This window comes from Sutcliffiella horikoshii (assembly GCF_008180725.1).
Taxonomy (GTDB): Bacteria; Bacillota; Bacilli; order Bacillales; family Bacillaceae_I; genus Sutcliffiella_A; species Sutcliffiella_A horikoshii_B.
Genome location: NZ_VTEV01000005.1, coordinates 164,580 through 180,427, shown reverse-complemented (window position 1 = coordinate 180,427; position 15,848 = coordinate 164,580). Strand labels below are relative to the sequence as shown.

15 protein-coding genes are annotated in these 15,848 nt (G+C 41.6%); 10 read left to right on the top strand and 5 right to left on the bottom strand.

Translation table 11 applies throughout. The features are described from left to right. The first annotated feature begins 48 nt into the window (after positions 1 to 48). The 7 genes from FZC76_RS13200 to FZC76_RS13170 are packed head-to-tail and all read left to right on the top strand — an operon-like array spanning position 49 to position 7,692. Entirely contained in the window at positions 49 to 969 is a 921-nt protein-coding gene (locus tag FZC76_RS13200) for a carbohydrate ABC transporter permease (RefSeq protein WP_082380769.1), read from the top strand. An 18-nt stretch (positions 970 to 987) separates the two neighbouring features. Beyond that, a complete protein-coding gene (locus tag FZC76_RS13195; protein WP_231687692.1) occupies positions 988 to 1,881 on the top strand; it encodes a carbohydrate ABC transporter permease in 894 nt (297 codons plus the stop codon). Positions 1,882 to 1,890: 9 nt separating this feature from the next. Further along, positions 1,891 to 3,000 carry an ABC transporter ATP-binding protein gene (locus FZC76_RS13190; protein ID WP_148988648.1) on the top strand — a complete coding sequence of 370 codons (1,110 nt, stop codon included), beginning with the start codon at positions 1,891 to 1,893 and terminating at the stop codon, positions 2,998 to 3,000. A 42-nt stretch (positions 3,001 to 3,042) separates the two neighbouring features. After that, complete coding sequence (locus tag FZC76_RS13185) at positions 3,043 to 3,717, top strand: hypothetical protein (RefSeq protein ID WP_148988647.1); 675 nt, start codon at positions 3,043 to 3,045, stop codon at positions 3,715 to 3,717. Positions 3,718 to 3,726: 9 nt separating this feature from the next. After that, positions 3,727 to 4,887: an exo-beta-N-acetylmuramidase NamZ family protein gene (locus tag FZC76_RS13180; RefSeq protein ID WP_148988646.1), complete on the top strand. Its 1,161-nt coding sequence runs from the start codon at positions 3,727 to 3,729 to the stop codon at positions 4,885 to 4,887. A gap of 16 nt (positions 4,888 to 4,903) precedes the next feature. Further along, positions 4,904 to 6,508, top strand: a complete 1,605-nt coding sequence (nagZ, locus tag FZC76_RS13175; RefSeq protein ID WP_187442067.1) for a beta-N-acetylhexosaminidase — start codon at positions 4,904 to 4,906, stop codon at positions 6,506 to 6,508. Between the two features lie 2 nt (positions 6,509 to 6,510). Further along, the gene (locus tag FZC76_RS13170; RefSeq protein ID WP_148988644.1) at positions 6,511 to 7,692 is read left to right on the top strand and encodes an anhydro-N-acetylmuramic acid kinase; all 1,182 of its coding nucleotides are present in this window, start codon (positions 6,511 to 6,513) and stop codon (positions 7,690 to 7,692) included. Between the two features lie 570 nt (positions 7,693 to 8,262). On the opposite strand, the gene FZC76_RS13165 is transcribed toward FZC76_RS13170, so the two are convergent. The 4 genes from FZC76_RS13165 to FZC76_RS13150 all read right to left on the bottom strand — a co-directional run bounded on the left by FZC76_RS13165 (position 8,263) and on the right by FZC76_RS13150 (position 12,738). Further along, on the bottom strand, positions 8,263 to 9,603 hold the full coding sequence (locus FZC76_RS13165) for a (Fe-S)-binding protein (RefSeq protein ID WP_148988643.1): 1,341 nt from the start codon (positions 9,601 to 9,603) through the stop codon (positions 8,263 to 8,265). Beyond that, the gene (gene glcD, locus FZC76_RS13160) at positions 9,600 to 11,012 is read right to left on the bottom strand and encodes a glycolate oxidase subunit GlcD (RefSeq protein ID WP_148988642.1); all 1,413 of its coding nucleotides are present in this window, start codon (positions 11,010 to 11,012) and stop codon (positions 9,600 to 9,602) included. The genes FZC76_RS13165 and glcD overlap by 4 nt, the downstream gene beginning before the upstream one ends. Positions 11,013 to 11,108: 96 nt before the next feature. After that, a complete protein-coding gene (locus FZC76_RS13155) occupies positions 11,109 to 12,227 on the bottom strand; it encodes a CdaR family transcriptional regulator (protein WP_148988641.1) in 1,119 nt (372 codons plus the stop codon). A gap of 91 nt (positions 12,228 to 12,318) precedes the next feature. Next, positions 12,319 to 12,738, bottom strand: a complete 420-nt coding sequence (locus FZC76_RS13150) for a pyridoxamine 5'-phosphate oxidase family protein (protein ID WP_148988640.1) — start codon at positions 12,736 to 12,738, stop codon at positions 12,319 to 12,321. Positions 12,739 to 13,243: 505 nt separating this feature from the next. Between FZC76_RS13150 and FZC76_RS13145 the strand changes: the two genes are divergently transcribed. Further along, entirely contained in the window at positions 13,244 to 13,852 is a 609-nt protein-coding gene (locus tag FZC76_RS13145; protein ID WP_148988639.1) for a YczE/YyaS/YitT family protein, read from the top strand. A 187-nt stretch (positions 13,853 to 14,039) separates the two neighbouring features. On the opposite strand, the gene FZC76_RS13140 is transcribed toward FZC76_RS13145, so the two are convergent. Further along, positions 14,040 to 14,345: a TIGR04104 family putative zinc finger protein gene (locus tag FZC76_RS13140; protein WP_148988638.1), complete on the bottom strand. Its 306-nt coding sequence runs from the start codon at positions 14,343 to 14,345 to the stop codon at positions 14,040 to 14,042. 135 nt (positions 14,346 to 14,480) lie between these two features. Between FZC76_RS13140 and FZC76_RS13135 the strand changes: the two genes are divergently transcribed. Both FZC76_RS13135 and FZC76_RS13130 read left to right on the top strand, forming a co-directional pair. Next, positions 14,481 to 15,290, top strand: coding sequence for a YfkD famly protein (locus FZC76_RS13135; RefSeq protein ID WP_148988637.1), 810 nt, complete (start codon positions 14,481 to 14,483; stop codon positions 15,288 to 15,290). Positions 15,291 to 15,503: 213 nt separating this feature from the next. Next, on the top strand, positions 15,504 to 15,827 hold the full coding sequence (locus tag FZC76_RS13130; protein WP_148988636.1) for a hypothetical protein: 324 nt from the start codon (positions 15,504 to 15,506) through the stop codon (positions 15,825 to 15,827). The last annotated feature ends 21 nt before the right edge of the window (positions 15,828 to 15,848 follow it).

Here is a 15,848-nt window from a genome sequence, read left to right as displayed (position 1 = left end):
GAGGAGGGGGTAACGCTCTTCCTTTTTTATTTTTAAGGAGGTGTAGACATGTCAGCGAAGCCAGCAGTAGCCGCAACTACCAACAAATTTAATTTCTCCCAGTTTATAAAAGATTATGGATGGTGTTATGCCTTCATAGCTGTTCCTATCATTCTCTTTTTAATGTTTACACTCTTTCCAGTAGGTTACGCCTTTATTATGAGTTTTCAAAACTATCATGTATTAGGCTCCACTTGGGTAGGGTTGGAAAACTATCAAACGATGGTAAACGATGATATCTTCTGGAAAGCGATGTGGAACACATTCATATTTACAGTCGGTACCGTACCTGTGAATGTTGCCATCACTCTATTTTTGGCAGTGTTAATCTTTCCTCGTGCAAAAAAAGCTCAAACCTTCTTCAAAGCATCGTTATATCTTCCAACGGTAGCTTCAGGGGTAACCATTGCATTAGTATGGTTCTGGATTTATGATCCAACCACTGCAGGACTATTTAATATGTTTCTAGGTCTTTTTGGTATCGATAACATCATGTGGCTCGGTCAGAGTAGTACAGCACTATTTTCTATCATGCTAATGTCTTATCTGACAGGACATGGCGCCGGTATTATTCTTTACCTTGCAGCACTTGGAGGAATTCCTAAATCGCTTTATGAGGCAGCAGACATCGACCATGCATCTGAGTGGTCCAAATTTCGAAATATCACTTGGCCATTACTGAAGCCTACCACTTTATACCTTTTAGTAACGGGAATCATCATGAGTTTCCAAGTGTTCATGAGCATCTATCTTATGACGCAAGGTGGTCCAAACTTTGCGACAACGACCATTGCCTATTTAATTTACACACATGCTTTTGAGTATTATAAATTCGGCTTGGCGGCGGCGGAATCATTTGTGCTTGGAGCAGTCATTATTGTGGCTTCTGTCATCCAATTTAAAGTGATGTCATCTGATGTAGAGTTTTAGGAAAGGAGGAAACATCTTTTGGAAACGACAACGGTAAGCAATCAACATTATGCGGAAATCGCTTTGAAAAAAGAAAAAGCAAGAAATCGTAAAAAGAAGATTTATAGTGTAATCAGTTATAGCATTCTTATTTTATGGGTTATTATCACGATCATCCCGTTATACTGGATGTTAATATCCTCCTTTCGGGATACCACTGTCAGTGTCTCTTTTAAGCCTGAATGGTTTCCTTCTGAAGTGACACTTGCGACGTATGTTCGGTTTTTGACAGAAACGGATGCATTACGTTGGTTATTTAATAGTATTTTCGTATCATCCGTGTTAACGATAACTAATGTTATTTTCTCTTCTCTAGCAGGTTATGCATTTGCAAAACTGCGATTCCCGGGGAGAAACACTATTTTCTGGTTACTTCTTGGTACGATGATGATTCCAGCACAGGTTACATTAATTCCTGTTTATATCATGATTGTAAACGTATTCGGGCTAGTAGATACATATTTAGCCATTATGCTCCCGATGTTTACAGTAGTGGGCAACATCTTTTTGATGAAACAATACATGTCTACACTTCCTACCACTCTCATTCAAGCAGCCCGTATTGATGGGTGCAGTGAGATTGGCATATTCAGAAAGATTATCTTGCCGATATCAAAGCCCGGTGTTGCTGTGTTAGCAATCTTCACGTTTGTCTCTACATGGAATGAATTCTTTTGGCCGTTCCTTGTTACGCAATCGAGTTCCATGAGAACCATACAAGTTGGTTTGGCTAGCTTTAAATTCCAAGATGCAACAGACTATGGAGCAATGATGGCAGGCTCTATGCTTGCGGCCCTGCCAATGTTCATATTGTTCTTTGCATTACAACGTTACTTCCTACAAGGAATTACAATAGGTGCAGTGAAAGGATAGGTGGAAGAAATGGCAAGTATCATTATGGAAAACATCACAAAAACCTTCGTAGACGAAAAGCGTGGCGGAACCTTCACTGCTGTTAATGATGCCAGCTTTGAAATAAAAGATAAAGAATTTCTTGTATTTGTAGGACCTTCAGGTTGTGGAAAGACGACTTCATTAAGAATGATAGCAGGTCTAGAAAGACAAACTTCAGGAAACATTTACATTGGAGATAAAGTAGTAAACAATATGCATCCAAAAGACAGAGATATCGCGATGGTGTTCCAGGATTATGCGCTATATCCGCATATGACCATCGAACAGAACCTAGAATTTGGATTGAAAAACATGAAGGTTTCCAAAGAAGAAATTAAAAAGAAAGTTCAATATGCTTCTAGAATTCTTGGGCTTGATGAGATGCTTGATAGAAAACCAAAAGAATTGAGTGGAGGACAACGACAACGTGTGGCTGTAGGTAGAGCCATCGTCCGCGACCCGAAAGTGTTCCTTTTTGATGAACCTTTATCTAACTTGGATGCTAAGTTACGTGTGCAAATGCGTATTGAACTGGCAGAATTGCATCAGAGATTAGGCGCGACAATTGTATATGTAACGCATGATCAAGTGGAAGCAATGACACTTGGAGAACGAATTGTTGTCATGAATAAAGGGGAAGTCCAACAGATCGCTTCACCGAGAGAACTGTACCGTAACCCCGCAAACATGTTTGTTGCAGGATTCATCGGATCTCCTCCAATGAACTTTTTCGATGCTGTGCTTGAAACGGCCTCTACCTTAAGAATTGGTGATATTACCTTCACTATTCCAGAAGGACTTGTAAAACAATATTCAGATTATGTTGGAAAGAAAGTAATCCTTGGTTTAAGACCGGAAGATATATATGATGAAGAGTTTGCGTTTACCGTTCCAACCAACAATAAAGCGGCCATAAAGGTTAAGGCGATGGAACATTTAGGTGGAGAAAACCTTGTGTACTTCTCGATTGGAGACCGAATGATTACAGCGAAAGTACATGGGGAGAGTTTTGTTCGTCCTGGAGAAGCTAAAAATTATGTATTCAACCTAGATAAAATGCATCTGTTTGATCCAGCAACAGAGAAAAGAATATTTTAATAGAAATTACCACAACGAAAAGAGTTTAAAGGAGAGAGTACAATGGATGGATTAACACAAATTATAAGAGTCACAGGGAGAGAATATTACAAGCATATAGTTTCTATGGTCATGATCAGCCTTATAATGGTGACGGTACTTAGTCCATCCTTCTTTCTTATTAAACTACCTTTTTCCATTGTATACGTCATGATCGTTATGGGGCCGCTGTTTGTTGGTGCAGCCTGGGCAGTTCAACAGCTATTACTTGATAGAAGTACATCTGTGATCAAGAGTTTCTTTCAGGGGGTAAAAAGATACTTACTTCCAAGTATCGGCTATAGCTTGTTTTTATCCTTTTTCGTCATCATTATTGCAGCTTCATGGTGGCATTATAATCAAGTGGGTGGAACCTTTGCCTTTGCATTAGCGTGCTTTCAGACTTATTTCTGCGGTATGGTTTTCTTAAGTCAGATCTATACGGTTCCTTTATTGGTGAAATTTAAATATTCATTAAAAGATAGTATTTTCACCAGTGTGAAGCTTTTGGTGAAGAATCCTTTGTACACCATTCTATCGTTCTTTCAAATCTTATCGGTATTTGCTTTATTGTTATTAACCGTCGTGGGACTTTTTTTGATTTTCCCAGCCCTTGCGACACTTTTTAATAACATCGTGACAAGCTCTGTCATTGCTACGGAAGAAAACATCGATAGTTGGGAAGCGGCAAATATTTAGGAGGGGAACATGGCCAAAGTATTATATGGAATTGACCGTTTTGTAGAAGAAAAATCAGATGCGTGGAACGGGAAAAGACTTGCGCTGGTTACAAATCAAACAGGAATCACGTCTGATTTCCGCTCTACGATAGATGTTTTAAATGAAATGGAAGGAATATACCTTCATAAACTATTTGCATGTGAACATGGAGTAAGAGGAGATGTTCAGGCAGGTGTGCATGTAGAAGATTTTATAGATGAAAAGACAGCATTGCCTGTTTTTAGCTTATATGGTTCATCCAAAAAGGTATCTACAGAGTTGTTGGAGGATGTAGATGCCATTTTTTTTGATATTCAAGATGTTGGAGTAAGATTTTATACATACTTGGCTACCGTTAAGTACATCATGGAGGCTTGTCATAAAAATGGGACGGCATTTGTCGTCTTGGACCGTCCAAATCCCATTGCTCCCTTAATGTCAGGAAATATCCTTCAGTCGGAGTTTATATCCTTTGTCGGCCCCCATTCCTTGCCAATATGCCTTGGATTGACGATTGGGGAATATGCAAGGCTGATTCAAAAGGAATTATTCCCCGAGGTCGAATTGCATGTGTATGAAGTGAAGAACTGGGACCGGAAGATGTGGGGAGATCAATGGCAACAGCATTGGATTCCGCCATCCCCAAACATTCCGCACTTCTCCACCACGTTGGCCTATCCCATCACATGCTTTATCGAAGGGTCGAACCTATCAGAAGGAAGAGGAACGACCAAACCGTTTGAGTGGATAGGCGCGCCATGGTTTAAGCCGGAAGAGATGATTAAGCATTTCTCAGATAAGAATATCGATGGTGTAGAGCTTATTCCCGCTTATTTTACACCAAATATGAGCAAGCATGTAGGTGAGCTTTGTAAGGGAGTTCAACTCTTGATTACGGATCGGGACTCTTTTGAAGTTTCCAAAGCAGCATATGAGTTTTTGCATTCTATCTTTTCCGTTCATGAAGAGGCAGCGTGGTTAGAACCTTTTAAAGAAGGCATGCACCCTTTTGCCGACCTATTATGGGGAACGGAAAAAGTAAGGGCGGGAATCGACACCCGTTTGCCATATGCAGTAGTAGCACAAAGCTGGAACAAAGGGTTAGATGGCTGGAAGAAGCGAATAGATTCCATATTACTATATGACTGATAGAGGAGGACTTGGAATGAAGAAAATTCACGAGATGACATTGCAGGAAAAAGTGGGTCAATTGTTTGTTGCGGGATTTCAGGGTACTTCGCCTTCTGAGGAAATAGTGGAATTAATAAAAGACTATCATATTAGCGGAGTCATATATTTTGCACGAAATGTGGCTGAGCCTGAACAGGTTCATGCGCTTTCCAAAGGGTTGCAGAAAGTTGCAAAGGATGCGGGAGCAGTTCCACTGTTCATTTCTATTGATCAGGAGGGAGGAATGGTTGCCCGTATAACAGAGGGTGTTACGTTAAGCCCCGGGAACATGGCACTAGGCGCAGGACGTGATGAGGAAGTCGTTCATCAGCTAGGAAAAGTAGTGGGGGCGGAACTCCGCATGTTGGGGATAAACATGAATTATGCGCCGTGCATCGATGTGAACAACAACCCATTGAATCCTGTTATCGGGGTGCGGTCTTATGGTGAGAGTGCTGAGTTTGTTGCAAAGATGGGCGTTCAAGCGGTAAAAGGATTGCAGGATGCCAATGTATCAGCTGTTGTAAAACACTTCCCGGGTCACGGGGATACTAGTGTTGACTCCCATTTGGACCTTCCTGTAGTCAATCATGACATTAAGAGATTGAAAGAATTAGAATTGGTACCATTTTATAAAGCCTTTAAGCATGGAGTGGATGCTGTCATGGTTGCGCACGTCGCCTTTCCTTCCATCGATCCAGAGAAAGTTCCTTCTACGCTGTCTCGTCCTGTTGTAACAGATTTGTTGAGAAAGGAAATGGGTTTTAACGGAGTCATCATGACAGATTGCATGGAAATGAATGCAATTATTGATTATTATGGCATGGAAGAAGCTGCTATCCTGGCAGTCGAAGCAGGAATCGATCAAGTCTTGATCAGTCATACATTTGAGCGCCAGACAAGAGCGATAGAAGCGGTAATAAAAGCAGTAGAAACTGGCCGGATCTCCTTGCAGCATATTGAGGAAGCGGTGGAGAGAATTCTTAAATTGAAGGAAATACGTAAGCTCAAAGAAGACATTCCTGAATGGACAAAGATTAGTAGTGAAATTGGATCTAGTAAACATATAGAGATTGCGCAAAAGGCTAGTGAAGCAAGTATCACCCTGGTGAGAGAAAGTGATGGACTACTTCCACTTCGTTCTGAAGAAAAGATTCTCCTCATTTCTGTAGATCCTTATGTCACTTCAGGAGCAGATGAAACCTTATATTCTAACGTTACGATTGGTAGTTACTTAGAGGAAAAGCTTCCAAATTTAACAGAATTCATCATTTCTGTCTCTCCTGAGGAAGAAGAGGTGGATAGATTAGTAATTGCAGCTTCAGATGTGGATAAAATATTTGTGGCAACTTACCAGGCTATCCAACACGATTCTCAGGCAAAGCTTGTCCAAAGACTTGTAAACGAATTTGTGGATAAAGTAGGAGTCATCGCTTTACGGAGTCCATATGATGTGGAAAAATTCACAGAGGTTTCCACCTATATTCTTACGTATGAAAGCAGAAAGCTTGCCCTTCAATCGGTTGGCAAATTCCTATTGGGAGAGATAGAAGCAAAAGGCAAACTGCCCATCACCCTTGGAAAAGCTCAGGTAAATTAATCATGCTTACCAAATTATTAAACGTTACAAGTAAATCAGAACGGATGGGAATTGGCATTATGTCTGGAACGTCTGTAGATGGCGTCGATGTTGCTATCATATCTGTAAAGGGGAGCGGTGAAGAGCTTAGTTATAAACAACTTGCCTTTGATACTGTGGATATTCCTCAAAACTTAAGAAAGAAGATTTTTGAACAGTTTAGCCCTGCTGAGAGTTCTGTGGATAAACTGTGCAGTCTTAATTTTGAACTCGGGCAGCTATTCTCCACAGCTGCCCATACAGTTGTGGAAAAAGCAGGTTTGCGCAGGGAGGATATTGACTTCATTGGATCTCATGGTCAAACAATTTATCATATACCTGTGGATCAGCATGATATGGGTTTAGTAAAATCGACCATGCAGATAGGAGAAGCATCCGTTCTGGCAGAGATGTTTCAGTGTCCTGTCGTTTCTGATTTCAGGGTACGCGATATGGCGGTCGGTGGAGAAGGTGCACCATTGGTTCCATATGTTGATTATCTGCTTTTTCGGTCTGATACCGAGAATATTGCCTTGCAAAACATTGGAGGTATTGGCAATGTAACCTATTTGCCCAAAGGTGGCTCTGCCTCTGATGTGATTGCATTTGATACTGGGCCGGGGAATATGATTATGGATGAGGCGATGAATATCCTAACTCAGGGGAAATCTCTTTTCGATAAAAATGGCGAGATGGCTGCGAAAGGAATTGTCCAGCATGAGATTTTGAAAGAATTGATGGCTCATCCTTACTTTACGTTGCCTGTACCGAAAAGTACGGGTAGAGAGTTGTTTGGGGCTTCTTATACGAGGATGCTAATCGATAAAATGCTTGGTGTGGGACTTACTTCAGCTGACATTTTGGCAACCGTCACGATGTTTACTGCTTTAACCATTGCAGATCAGACAAAACGATTCTTGCCAGGTAAAATTGATACACTTGTGGTAAGTGGGGGAGGGGCTTATAATTTCACCCTACTTGGTTTCTTGAAGGAGTTAGGTGGCTTTGCCGTGAAAACGCAGGAGGATCTTGGGTTTTCCAGCGAGTCTAAAGAAGCGGTGGCTTTTGCTTTATTGGCAAATGAGACGTTGTTTGGTGTGTCTAATAATGTACCAAGTGCTACTGGTGCGACCAAGCAGGTGGTGCTTGGTAAGTTGACAATTTGAAAAGCTGAGGTGGTGTCTCTATTTTTCTAAAGACTTCTCTCACAAGAAAATTGAAAGGAAGAGATCTTTAATCGGGCTATGAAGACCTCTCTAGCAAGAAAAGGAAGAGGTCTTCATCGGGGTTATGAAGACCTCTCTCGCAAGAAAACTGAAAGGAAGAGGTCTTCATCGGTGTTATGAAGACCTCTCTCGCAAGAAAACCGGAAGGAAGAGGTCTTCATCAGGGCTATGAAGACCTCTCTAGCAAGAAAACCGAAAGGAAGAAGTCTTCATCGGTGTTATGAAGACCTCTCTAGCAAGAAAACCGGAAGGAAGAGGTCTTCATCAGGGCTATGAAGACCTCTCTAGCAAGAAAACCGAAAGGAAGAAGTCTTCATCGGTGTTATGAAGACCTCTCTAGCAAGAAAACCGAAAGGAAGAGGTCTTCATCCGAGTCATGAAGACCAGTCTGTCAGTCCTTTTTACCTTCTTTAAAAAATTTTTTAGGTAAAACCATCCTTGTTGCACGGTGTATCCAGCCGCAATGATGGTACCACCTTCTTGGAGGAGGAAGATTCCCGATTCCCTAAACTATTTGTTGTCCTGTGGATTACCCTCCAACCCCTCAAGTAAAAAGTCCGCTATATGGACTGCTCGAAGAACCCCGGTCAATCCTTCTCGCTCTATCCCAAGCTTCATTTGCAACAGACATCCCGGATTTGCGGTCACAATGGTTGTCGCCATACTTTCTGCTACTTTCACCATTTTATGGTTCAGTATCTGCATGGACATTTCCGACTCTACGATGTTGTAGATTCCCGCCGAGCCGCAGCAACGGTCAGCATCTTTCATTTCATAAAAGTCTGCCCCCACCACTGCCTGCAATAGCATCCTTGGCTGAAGAAAGGTTCCCTGTACATTGCGAAGGTGGCAGGAGTCCTGATAGGTGACTCGTTGCGGTTGCACCGACAAATTTTTCTCATGAAACTTCAATTCTACTAAAATTGCGGACATGTCTTTGATTTTCTTTTTAAAAGCAACTGCCCTCATAAACCACTCAGGATCATCTTTCAACAGATGGTCATAGTCGACAAGGAAGGCCCCGCAGCCACCTGCATTGGTGATGATATAGTCAACATCAAGATCTTCAAATGCAGCAATATTCTGCTTTGCGAGCTCTTTGCCTCTATTTTTTTCCCCGCTATGGCCGTGTAGCGCACCACAACAATTTTGCGAGGTTGGTATGACAATCTCACAACCTGCATGCTGGAGCAGTTTCATGGTGGCATCATTTGTTTTAAGAAACATCGTATCCATTAGGCAACCGGAAAAGAAAGCCACCCGTTTTTTCTGTGTGTCAAGAGCTGGCAGATGAGATGGGCGATTTTTCATTTCTTTCATGGTGGGAGCTTTTGGGAGAACACGCTCCATACTGGCCATGCTTGCAGGTAACATTCTTAGCAATCCTGTATGATGAACTGCGCTTTGAAGTCCAGAACGCTGATAGATTCCGAGAAAGTTTGTCAAAACACGCATGCGACTTTGATGAGGGAATAGCCCGTCAAATGCAGTCTTCCTCAGTACCCTTACCGGAAGTGAGTGCTTTTTATTCTGATTGATGATGTCACGTGCTTCCTCAAGCAGGTGGCCATACTTTACGCCGGAGGGACAAACAGGCTCACAAGCTCTGCAGCCCAGGCACAGATCAAGAGTGCGTTCCACATCTTCATCAGGTTCTATCACACCATCTACGACCGCTTTCATTAAAGCAATTCGTCCACGCGGGGAGTGGGATTCTTTGAAACCTGACTCCACATAGGTAGGACAGGAAGGAAGGCAGAATCCGCAACGCATACAATTTAGCAATTCATCTTCGTCCATACGATTTTTAAATTCCGCTTGAATGACTTGTTTTTCTTTTACGGTAGTCATCTGGACACCACCACCCGTTTTCTGGATTCCTTGGCAAAAACCTTGCCTGGATTCATGATGTTGTTCGGGTCGAATGCCAGTTTAATAGCCTTCATGGCTGCTATACCTGCCTCGCCTAGCTTCCATTCTAGATATGGTGCTTTCATCATTCCAACTCCGTGCTCACCTGTGATGGTTCCGCCAAGTTCTATTGCCTTTGCGAAAATGTCTTCAAATGCTGCTTCGACCCGCTCCATTTCCTCGTGATCCCGAGCGTCTGTTGCTACTGTAGGGTGGAGGTTACCGTCTCCTGCATGCCCGAATGTACAGATCTTTACCTGATGCTTTACGGCAATCTCGTTAATTGCTTTTACCATCTTCGCAATTTCTGAGCGAGGTACTGTTGCGTCCTCGAGTATCGTCGTAGGCTTGAGTCTAGCTAGTGCAGAAAGAGCGGAGCGACGCGCGGTTCGTAATGCTTCTGCTTCCAACTCCGTTTGAGCAACCTGCACCGAAAGAGCTTTCTCCGCCAAACAAATCTCCTGTATTTTTTGCATATCCCTTGTCACCACTTCAAGCGGGCCGTCCTGTTCGATGAGAAGAACAGCCTGCACGTCTGTAGGGAGGCCAATTTTAGCGAATTCCTCCACCACTTCAAGGGTTGGCTGATCCAAAAATTCAAGTGTGGCAGGAATGATCTTCTTGGAAATGATGGTGGAAACCGTTTTGGCTGCCGCCTCGATATCTTGATAGAGGGCAAGCATCGTTTGTTTCGTTTCCGGCATGGGCACAAGTTTCAACGTTGCTTCTGTTATAATGCAAAGCGTTCCCTCTGAACCGACAAATAGTCTAGTAAGGTCATAGCCTGCAACATCCTTCGCAAGTTTGCCACCTGTCCTGATGACATCTCCATTAGGCATGACAGCCTCTAGTGCAAGAACATAGTCTCGCGTTACCCCGTATTTCAATCCGCGTAATCCACCTGAATTCTCATTAATGTTGCCACCTATCGTGGATATTTTCATGGAGCTTGGATCTGGCGGATAAAATAATCCTTTCGCTTCAACAGCTTGAATCAAATCAAGGGTTACAAGACCAGGCTGAACGGTGACAGTTAAATTTTCTTCATCCAACTCGAGAAGCTTGTTCATGTGCGTAAATAGGAGGACGATACCGCCTTCGGTAGGACAGGTCCCTGCACAGAGGTTGGTGCCAGAACCTCTTGGGACAAGCGGAATGCGATGTTCGTTACACAGTTTCACAATTTTAGTGACATCTTCTGTGTTACGGGGAACGATGATAGCATCCGGCATAGCTTGATAGTTTGGTGTGGCATCATAGGAATAAACAAGTTTTTCTGAAGGACTGTCCTGATAGTTATCGGGACCCACAATATTTATAAATCGTTTTTTTAGTTGTTCACTGATCATAAAAAAACCTCCCAGTCTATAAAACATCTTTTCTATATTTTATAAAAAGGAAGGGAGGGACACTATATATGTTTATCTAAAATAAAAGCTAGATATCTAGTGTTTATTTGTAGAAACATCCAACAAGATGCAAGCTAGGTATAAAGTTGTCAGATCATGAGGCTTTTTGAGTTCCAACCCAGTTAAACTCTCCACCTTACGCAATCGATAATGAAGCGTGTTGATATGAATGTGCATAGATTGGGCTGTGTCTTTCAACGATAAATGGTGGCTAAAATATACCTGGATGGTCTCAAACAAGTCCTTTTCGGATAGGACGGGTGAAAGAAGACGTTGTGCATACTCTTTCTTCACTTCATTAGGGATTGCTTGCAAAATCATCTCAAGACGAAGGTCTTCCTCAAATGTAATGGGTACGTCAATAGAACAGGATTTTAACGCTCTTTCGGCTTCTGTGTAAGAGTCTTTTAGCGAGGAAGGTCTGCATGCTTTTCCTATCCCCATATAAACAGGTGCACCAATATAGCTTTGGAGTTGATATTGAACTTTTTTCAGAAGTGTAAGGAGTGACTCTCTGCTTGGGACGGTATTGCTTGCCAACAGTAAAATCATTCTATTTTGTCCCCATTGCACAAGAATATCTTCCTTCTTCCATTCCACATCCAAATCGGATTGATGCCATCTTTTAATTTTCAATAGGTTTTCATTTGTTTGACATTCTATCAAAACTACTTGCCGGTTCACGTCCATATCTACACCTAGTACTTCTGCACGTTTTGTGATGAATGTAGAAGCCCCGTCCTTCAATAGCCAATCAAACACAAATGTCTCAAGCGATCTTGCTTCCCATTCGAACTGATCTTGGTAGTGGTTTTCTTGAATTAGTAGTTCTGTCATTTTCTTGATCAATTCTCCATATGGAAGCACTTTTTCTGGCGTTCCTGTAATGCCGATTACGCCAACAACTTTTTGTTGATGAAATAGGGGGAGGGTGATGCCAGCCTTAACACCTGAAAGTGTGGCTTCATCCTGTTTAGAGATGATACGCATCTGTTTTGCAGAGGCTGCCAGATATGCTCCTTCATGGAAACTTCCTAGTCTATCCTTAGCTGTACTGGCAATGATGATACCCGATGTGTCGACCATAATTAAATCTTCTTCTATAAAATTTTTTACTTCTCGAATGATCTTTTTTGCAAGGGATGTTCGCAGCAAGGTGGGACCTCCTATGGAAAAAGCGGCCTATGAAGAAGGGCCGCTTTCTAGTCGTTATCTTTAAGTTACCATAAGAGCAGGAAGGCTTCTACTACTGTTCTAACACTTCTGCTTCACTACCAGCCTTGTCATAATAACGAATAACAGAAGGCGTTAGTTTTAATAGCAAATATTCTGGGTCATCTGGGCTCTTAATCCATTCTGATAACTTCTCATCCCAGAATTTCTTTTTCAATTCCGCGCTGTCTTCAAAGCTTGCCTGTGCCTCTATTTCCGCGTATGGTTCCTTCCAACTAGTACCTTCCATCCCTAGAAGGATATGTACATGTGGATTGGCTTTAATATCCTCAATTTTGTGAGTGTGCTCGTTCGTTGCACAATACAATACCAAATCTTCATTGAAAAATAACATAAATCGGGAATATGGACGGTCGCCTCTAATGGTGGCCAGTGTGCCGATCTTATGATTGCTGAACATGGAAGTGATCTTGTTCTTTAAATCATTATTCATGGTTAGCCTCTACACCTTTCATTTAAAAAGTACTCACCGTTAATGTGGCATGTTTAGGGAGATTTTAAACACAGATGTTAATTGGGTTATAAGAAGAAGTGGAGGATAAGATAAAAGTAAGGGGAATGGAGGTGCATAAAATGGAGGAATTTCATTTTGGCACGGACTATTTAAATCACGCAAAAAACTCTGTGCGGTAGGCTGCACAGAGTCCCATAGCATGTAGGGCTATCTGATCATTTCTAAGTACCAAGGGGTTTAAAGCTTTGAACTAAGGAATAAAAAGCTTTATATGTGCACTGTGTAGGTGTAAATCACTCCTTCACTCTAAGGTGACTTCGCTTTATTTCCCTCCTTTGTTTTAAGGTATTGTTAGTATATAAGTTGAATGTTGTAAATATTCTGATTTATTTAATCTTTTTTTCTTTTTTTTCATATTTTGATGATTCACGCTTACAATGATAAAGTAGGACAAGTGACAGTAAAATGTAGAGGAGTTATCAGATTGGTTATACGAACATTGTTTTATTTAATTGGACTCTTTGTCTTATCCTTCGGGATCAGTTTGACGATAAAATCGGATTTAGGGGCTGGTGCTTGGGACGCTTTGAACGTAGGGCTTTCTACCACATTTGGGCTGACGGTTGGAAGTTGGGTATTTATTGTTGGGATTATCCTTATAGCAATCAATGCGTGGCTCCATAAAAGTAAACCTGACTATTTGGCGGTCATTACGATATTCCTTGTCGGCGTTTTTATTGATTTTTGGTTGATACAGGTCTTCGGTGCATGGATTCCGGTGGGAATGGTTTACCGTTTCATCGTACTTTTAGCGGGGATGGTCATCATGGCAGTAGGGATCTCTGCATATCTGCAAGCAAAGTTTCCTGTCATTCCAATTGACAACTTGATGCTTGGGATTCAGAATCGTTTTAAGGTGAAGATGATGACTGCAAAAACGATTGGGGAAGTGTTTGCGCTAATTTTTGCTCTAATTTTCAAAGGGCCGATCGGGGTTGGGACATTTATCATCACGTTTGGAATCGGACCATTAATTCAAGTTTTCTATCCGCGTTTGGAAAATCTATATAAAAAGTTAAGACACGAGAGCTGAGGTTAGCTTTCGTGTTTTTTCTTTTTTGAAGAAGTGGTGCTGTCCCATAGCCACCAAATAAAGGCGTAGAAGAATGATAAAACTAACATATCTAGTAACGTTCTATTTTGGAAAAAGGGGTAGGTTAGTAAATTCGCGACAAAAAAGATAATAAAATGAATGACATATTTATTTCTGAAATATTCCTTTACCATAACGATTCCTCCTCGTTGCTCAATTCATAGAGGGCCGGCATACCGATTGCAATTCCGACAAGACATACCACATACATCATTGCCAGATAAAAACCGCTCACACCAAAGGGAAGAAAAGGCACATTCATAAAGGGAATAACTATTGGGAGAAGAGTCAGTTTTTGACGAGCACTCTTCGTTATATACTGTTTCTCTCCACAAAATGGGCATGTTATCGCTTGTTTAAATGTGAAGATCTTTTTCCAGGTCATTTTCCAACTCCACTGGTTATGGCAGTTTGCACAAGTAGGTGTTTTCATCTTAATCAGCCTCCTCTATGTCTTTTTACGTATAAATCAGGCAAAAAGTTTCACCTTTCATGGATAATCTTAAATCCCTTCGAAAAAGATAACAGTACATAGATTTCAAGACGATTGAAAGGAGTAATACACATCATGCGCATTCTTCAAATTGTTATGGCAACCTTTATTGCATTTGGATTCTCACTAAGTAGTGTCCAAGCCGAAGAAACAAAGGTGAAAGCTGAAAATAAAAAACTGGAGGTACCGAATTCTGTTTTAGACATCTCCAAGGACAATACGTATCCAAATCCGTCACAAGATGTGCCATACCTCCAACCTAGTGAGCTATCTCAAGAATTGATTGATTCTTCCAATGTGAAAATTGATAACCCAAAACTTATTAAGATTTTAAATGAGTCGAACATTTCGCCGTCCCCAGTGGCTATCGGTTATCGGGCGACGATCTACCTTGGTCAATGGCCGCTTTCCTACGAATCCACGGAAACGAGCGTTAACTGGGAATACCAAAAAATCAACACCAATTACACAGATAACCGCGGTGGTAAAGCGCCGCAACAACTTCACTATCGTCAGGAAGCACAAAAAAGTGTCAAAGGCGGTCTGACTTCCAAAGTGGAGGCCGCTGATGATGTAAAAGAAATGATGATGTTAAAAGCGATGGATAAAACGAAGCTGCCCTTATCCTTCAAAACCATTGTTGGCGCTGGAACGAAAAAGGATCAGGTATATAACATTCCTGTGAAAAAACTAGGCTATTTGTATGCGTACACCCCAGCTGTCAGTGAGAAAGGAAAAATTACGTACGGAGAGGTTTACCTTGTCTTAAAAGGGAAAGAGATGAAAATCGTTGTGAAGAATGTCACTTCACAAGGAATTGGTGCGTGGATTCCGGTTCAGGACCATGTGAGCTTCATTTTTGCAGCTTCCGACCGCCCGAGATAGTACATTTTCATTACACCAGCCTAATTCGAAAGGCTGGTGTTTTCATGTGGAAAGTTGAGCTTATTTTACCAGTTTTGATTCTTTCATAAGCTGGGTAATAAAAGGTTACAGAACTTTCACTACCTTGTCGAACGAAAAGCCAACCACGGACCGAAACTTTTTCCGCCTACAAGCGTCTTAAAAAGTGAGAATAAAAAGGAGGTCATCAACAAGATGATGCACCTAGTATTATTGGTCTTAGGTTTAACTGTTTTGTTAGTTATTGTTCGGACAATGGTCACAGTTGAATTGAGGCAAAAGCCATCTTATATAGAAAACGAAGATAAACATCATGCCATTTTACTGCTTTGGGGTATAGGGATTATTTTTCTGCTTTTATTCATCCCATATCAAGCATGGCAATTGGCAGGAAGCTCGCGCGGATGGGACGGAGCGTTAATCTTGGGTTCAAGCTTGATGGGAAGCGTGCTGATCAGTTTAGGGTTTTATTGCTCCTTAAAGGGTAGAAGACTTAAAGCGAGAGTGCCGACAACTTAAATGTTTTGCACAAAAAAAGCC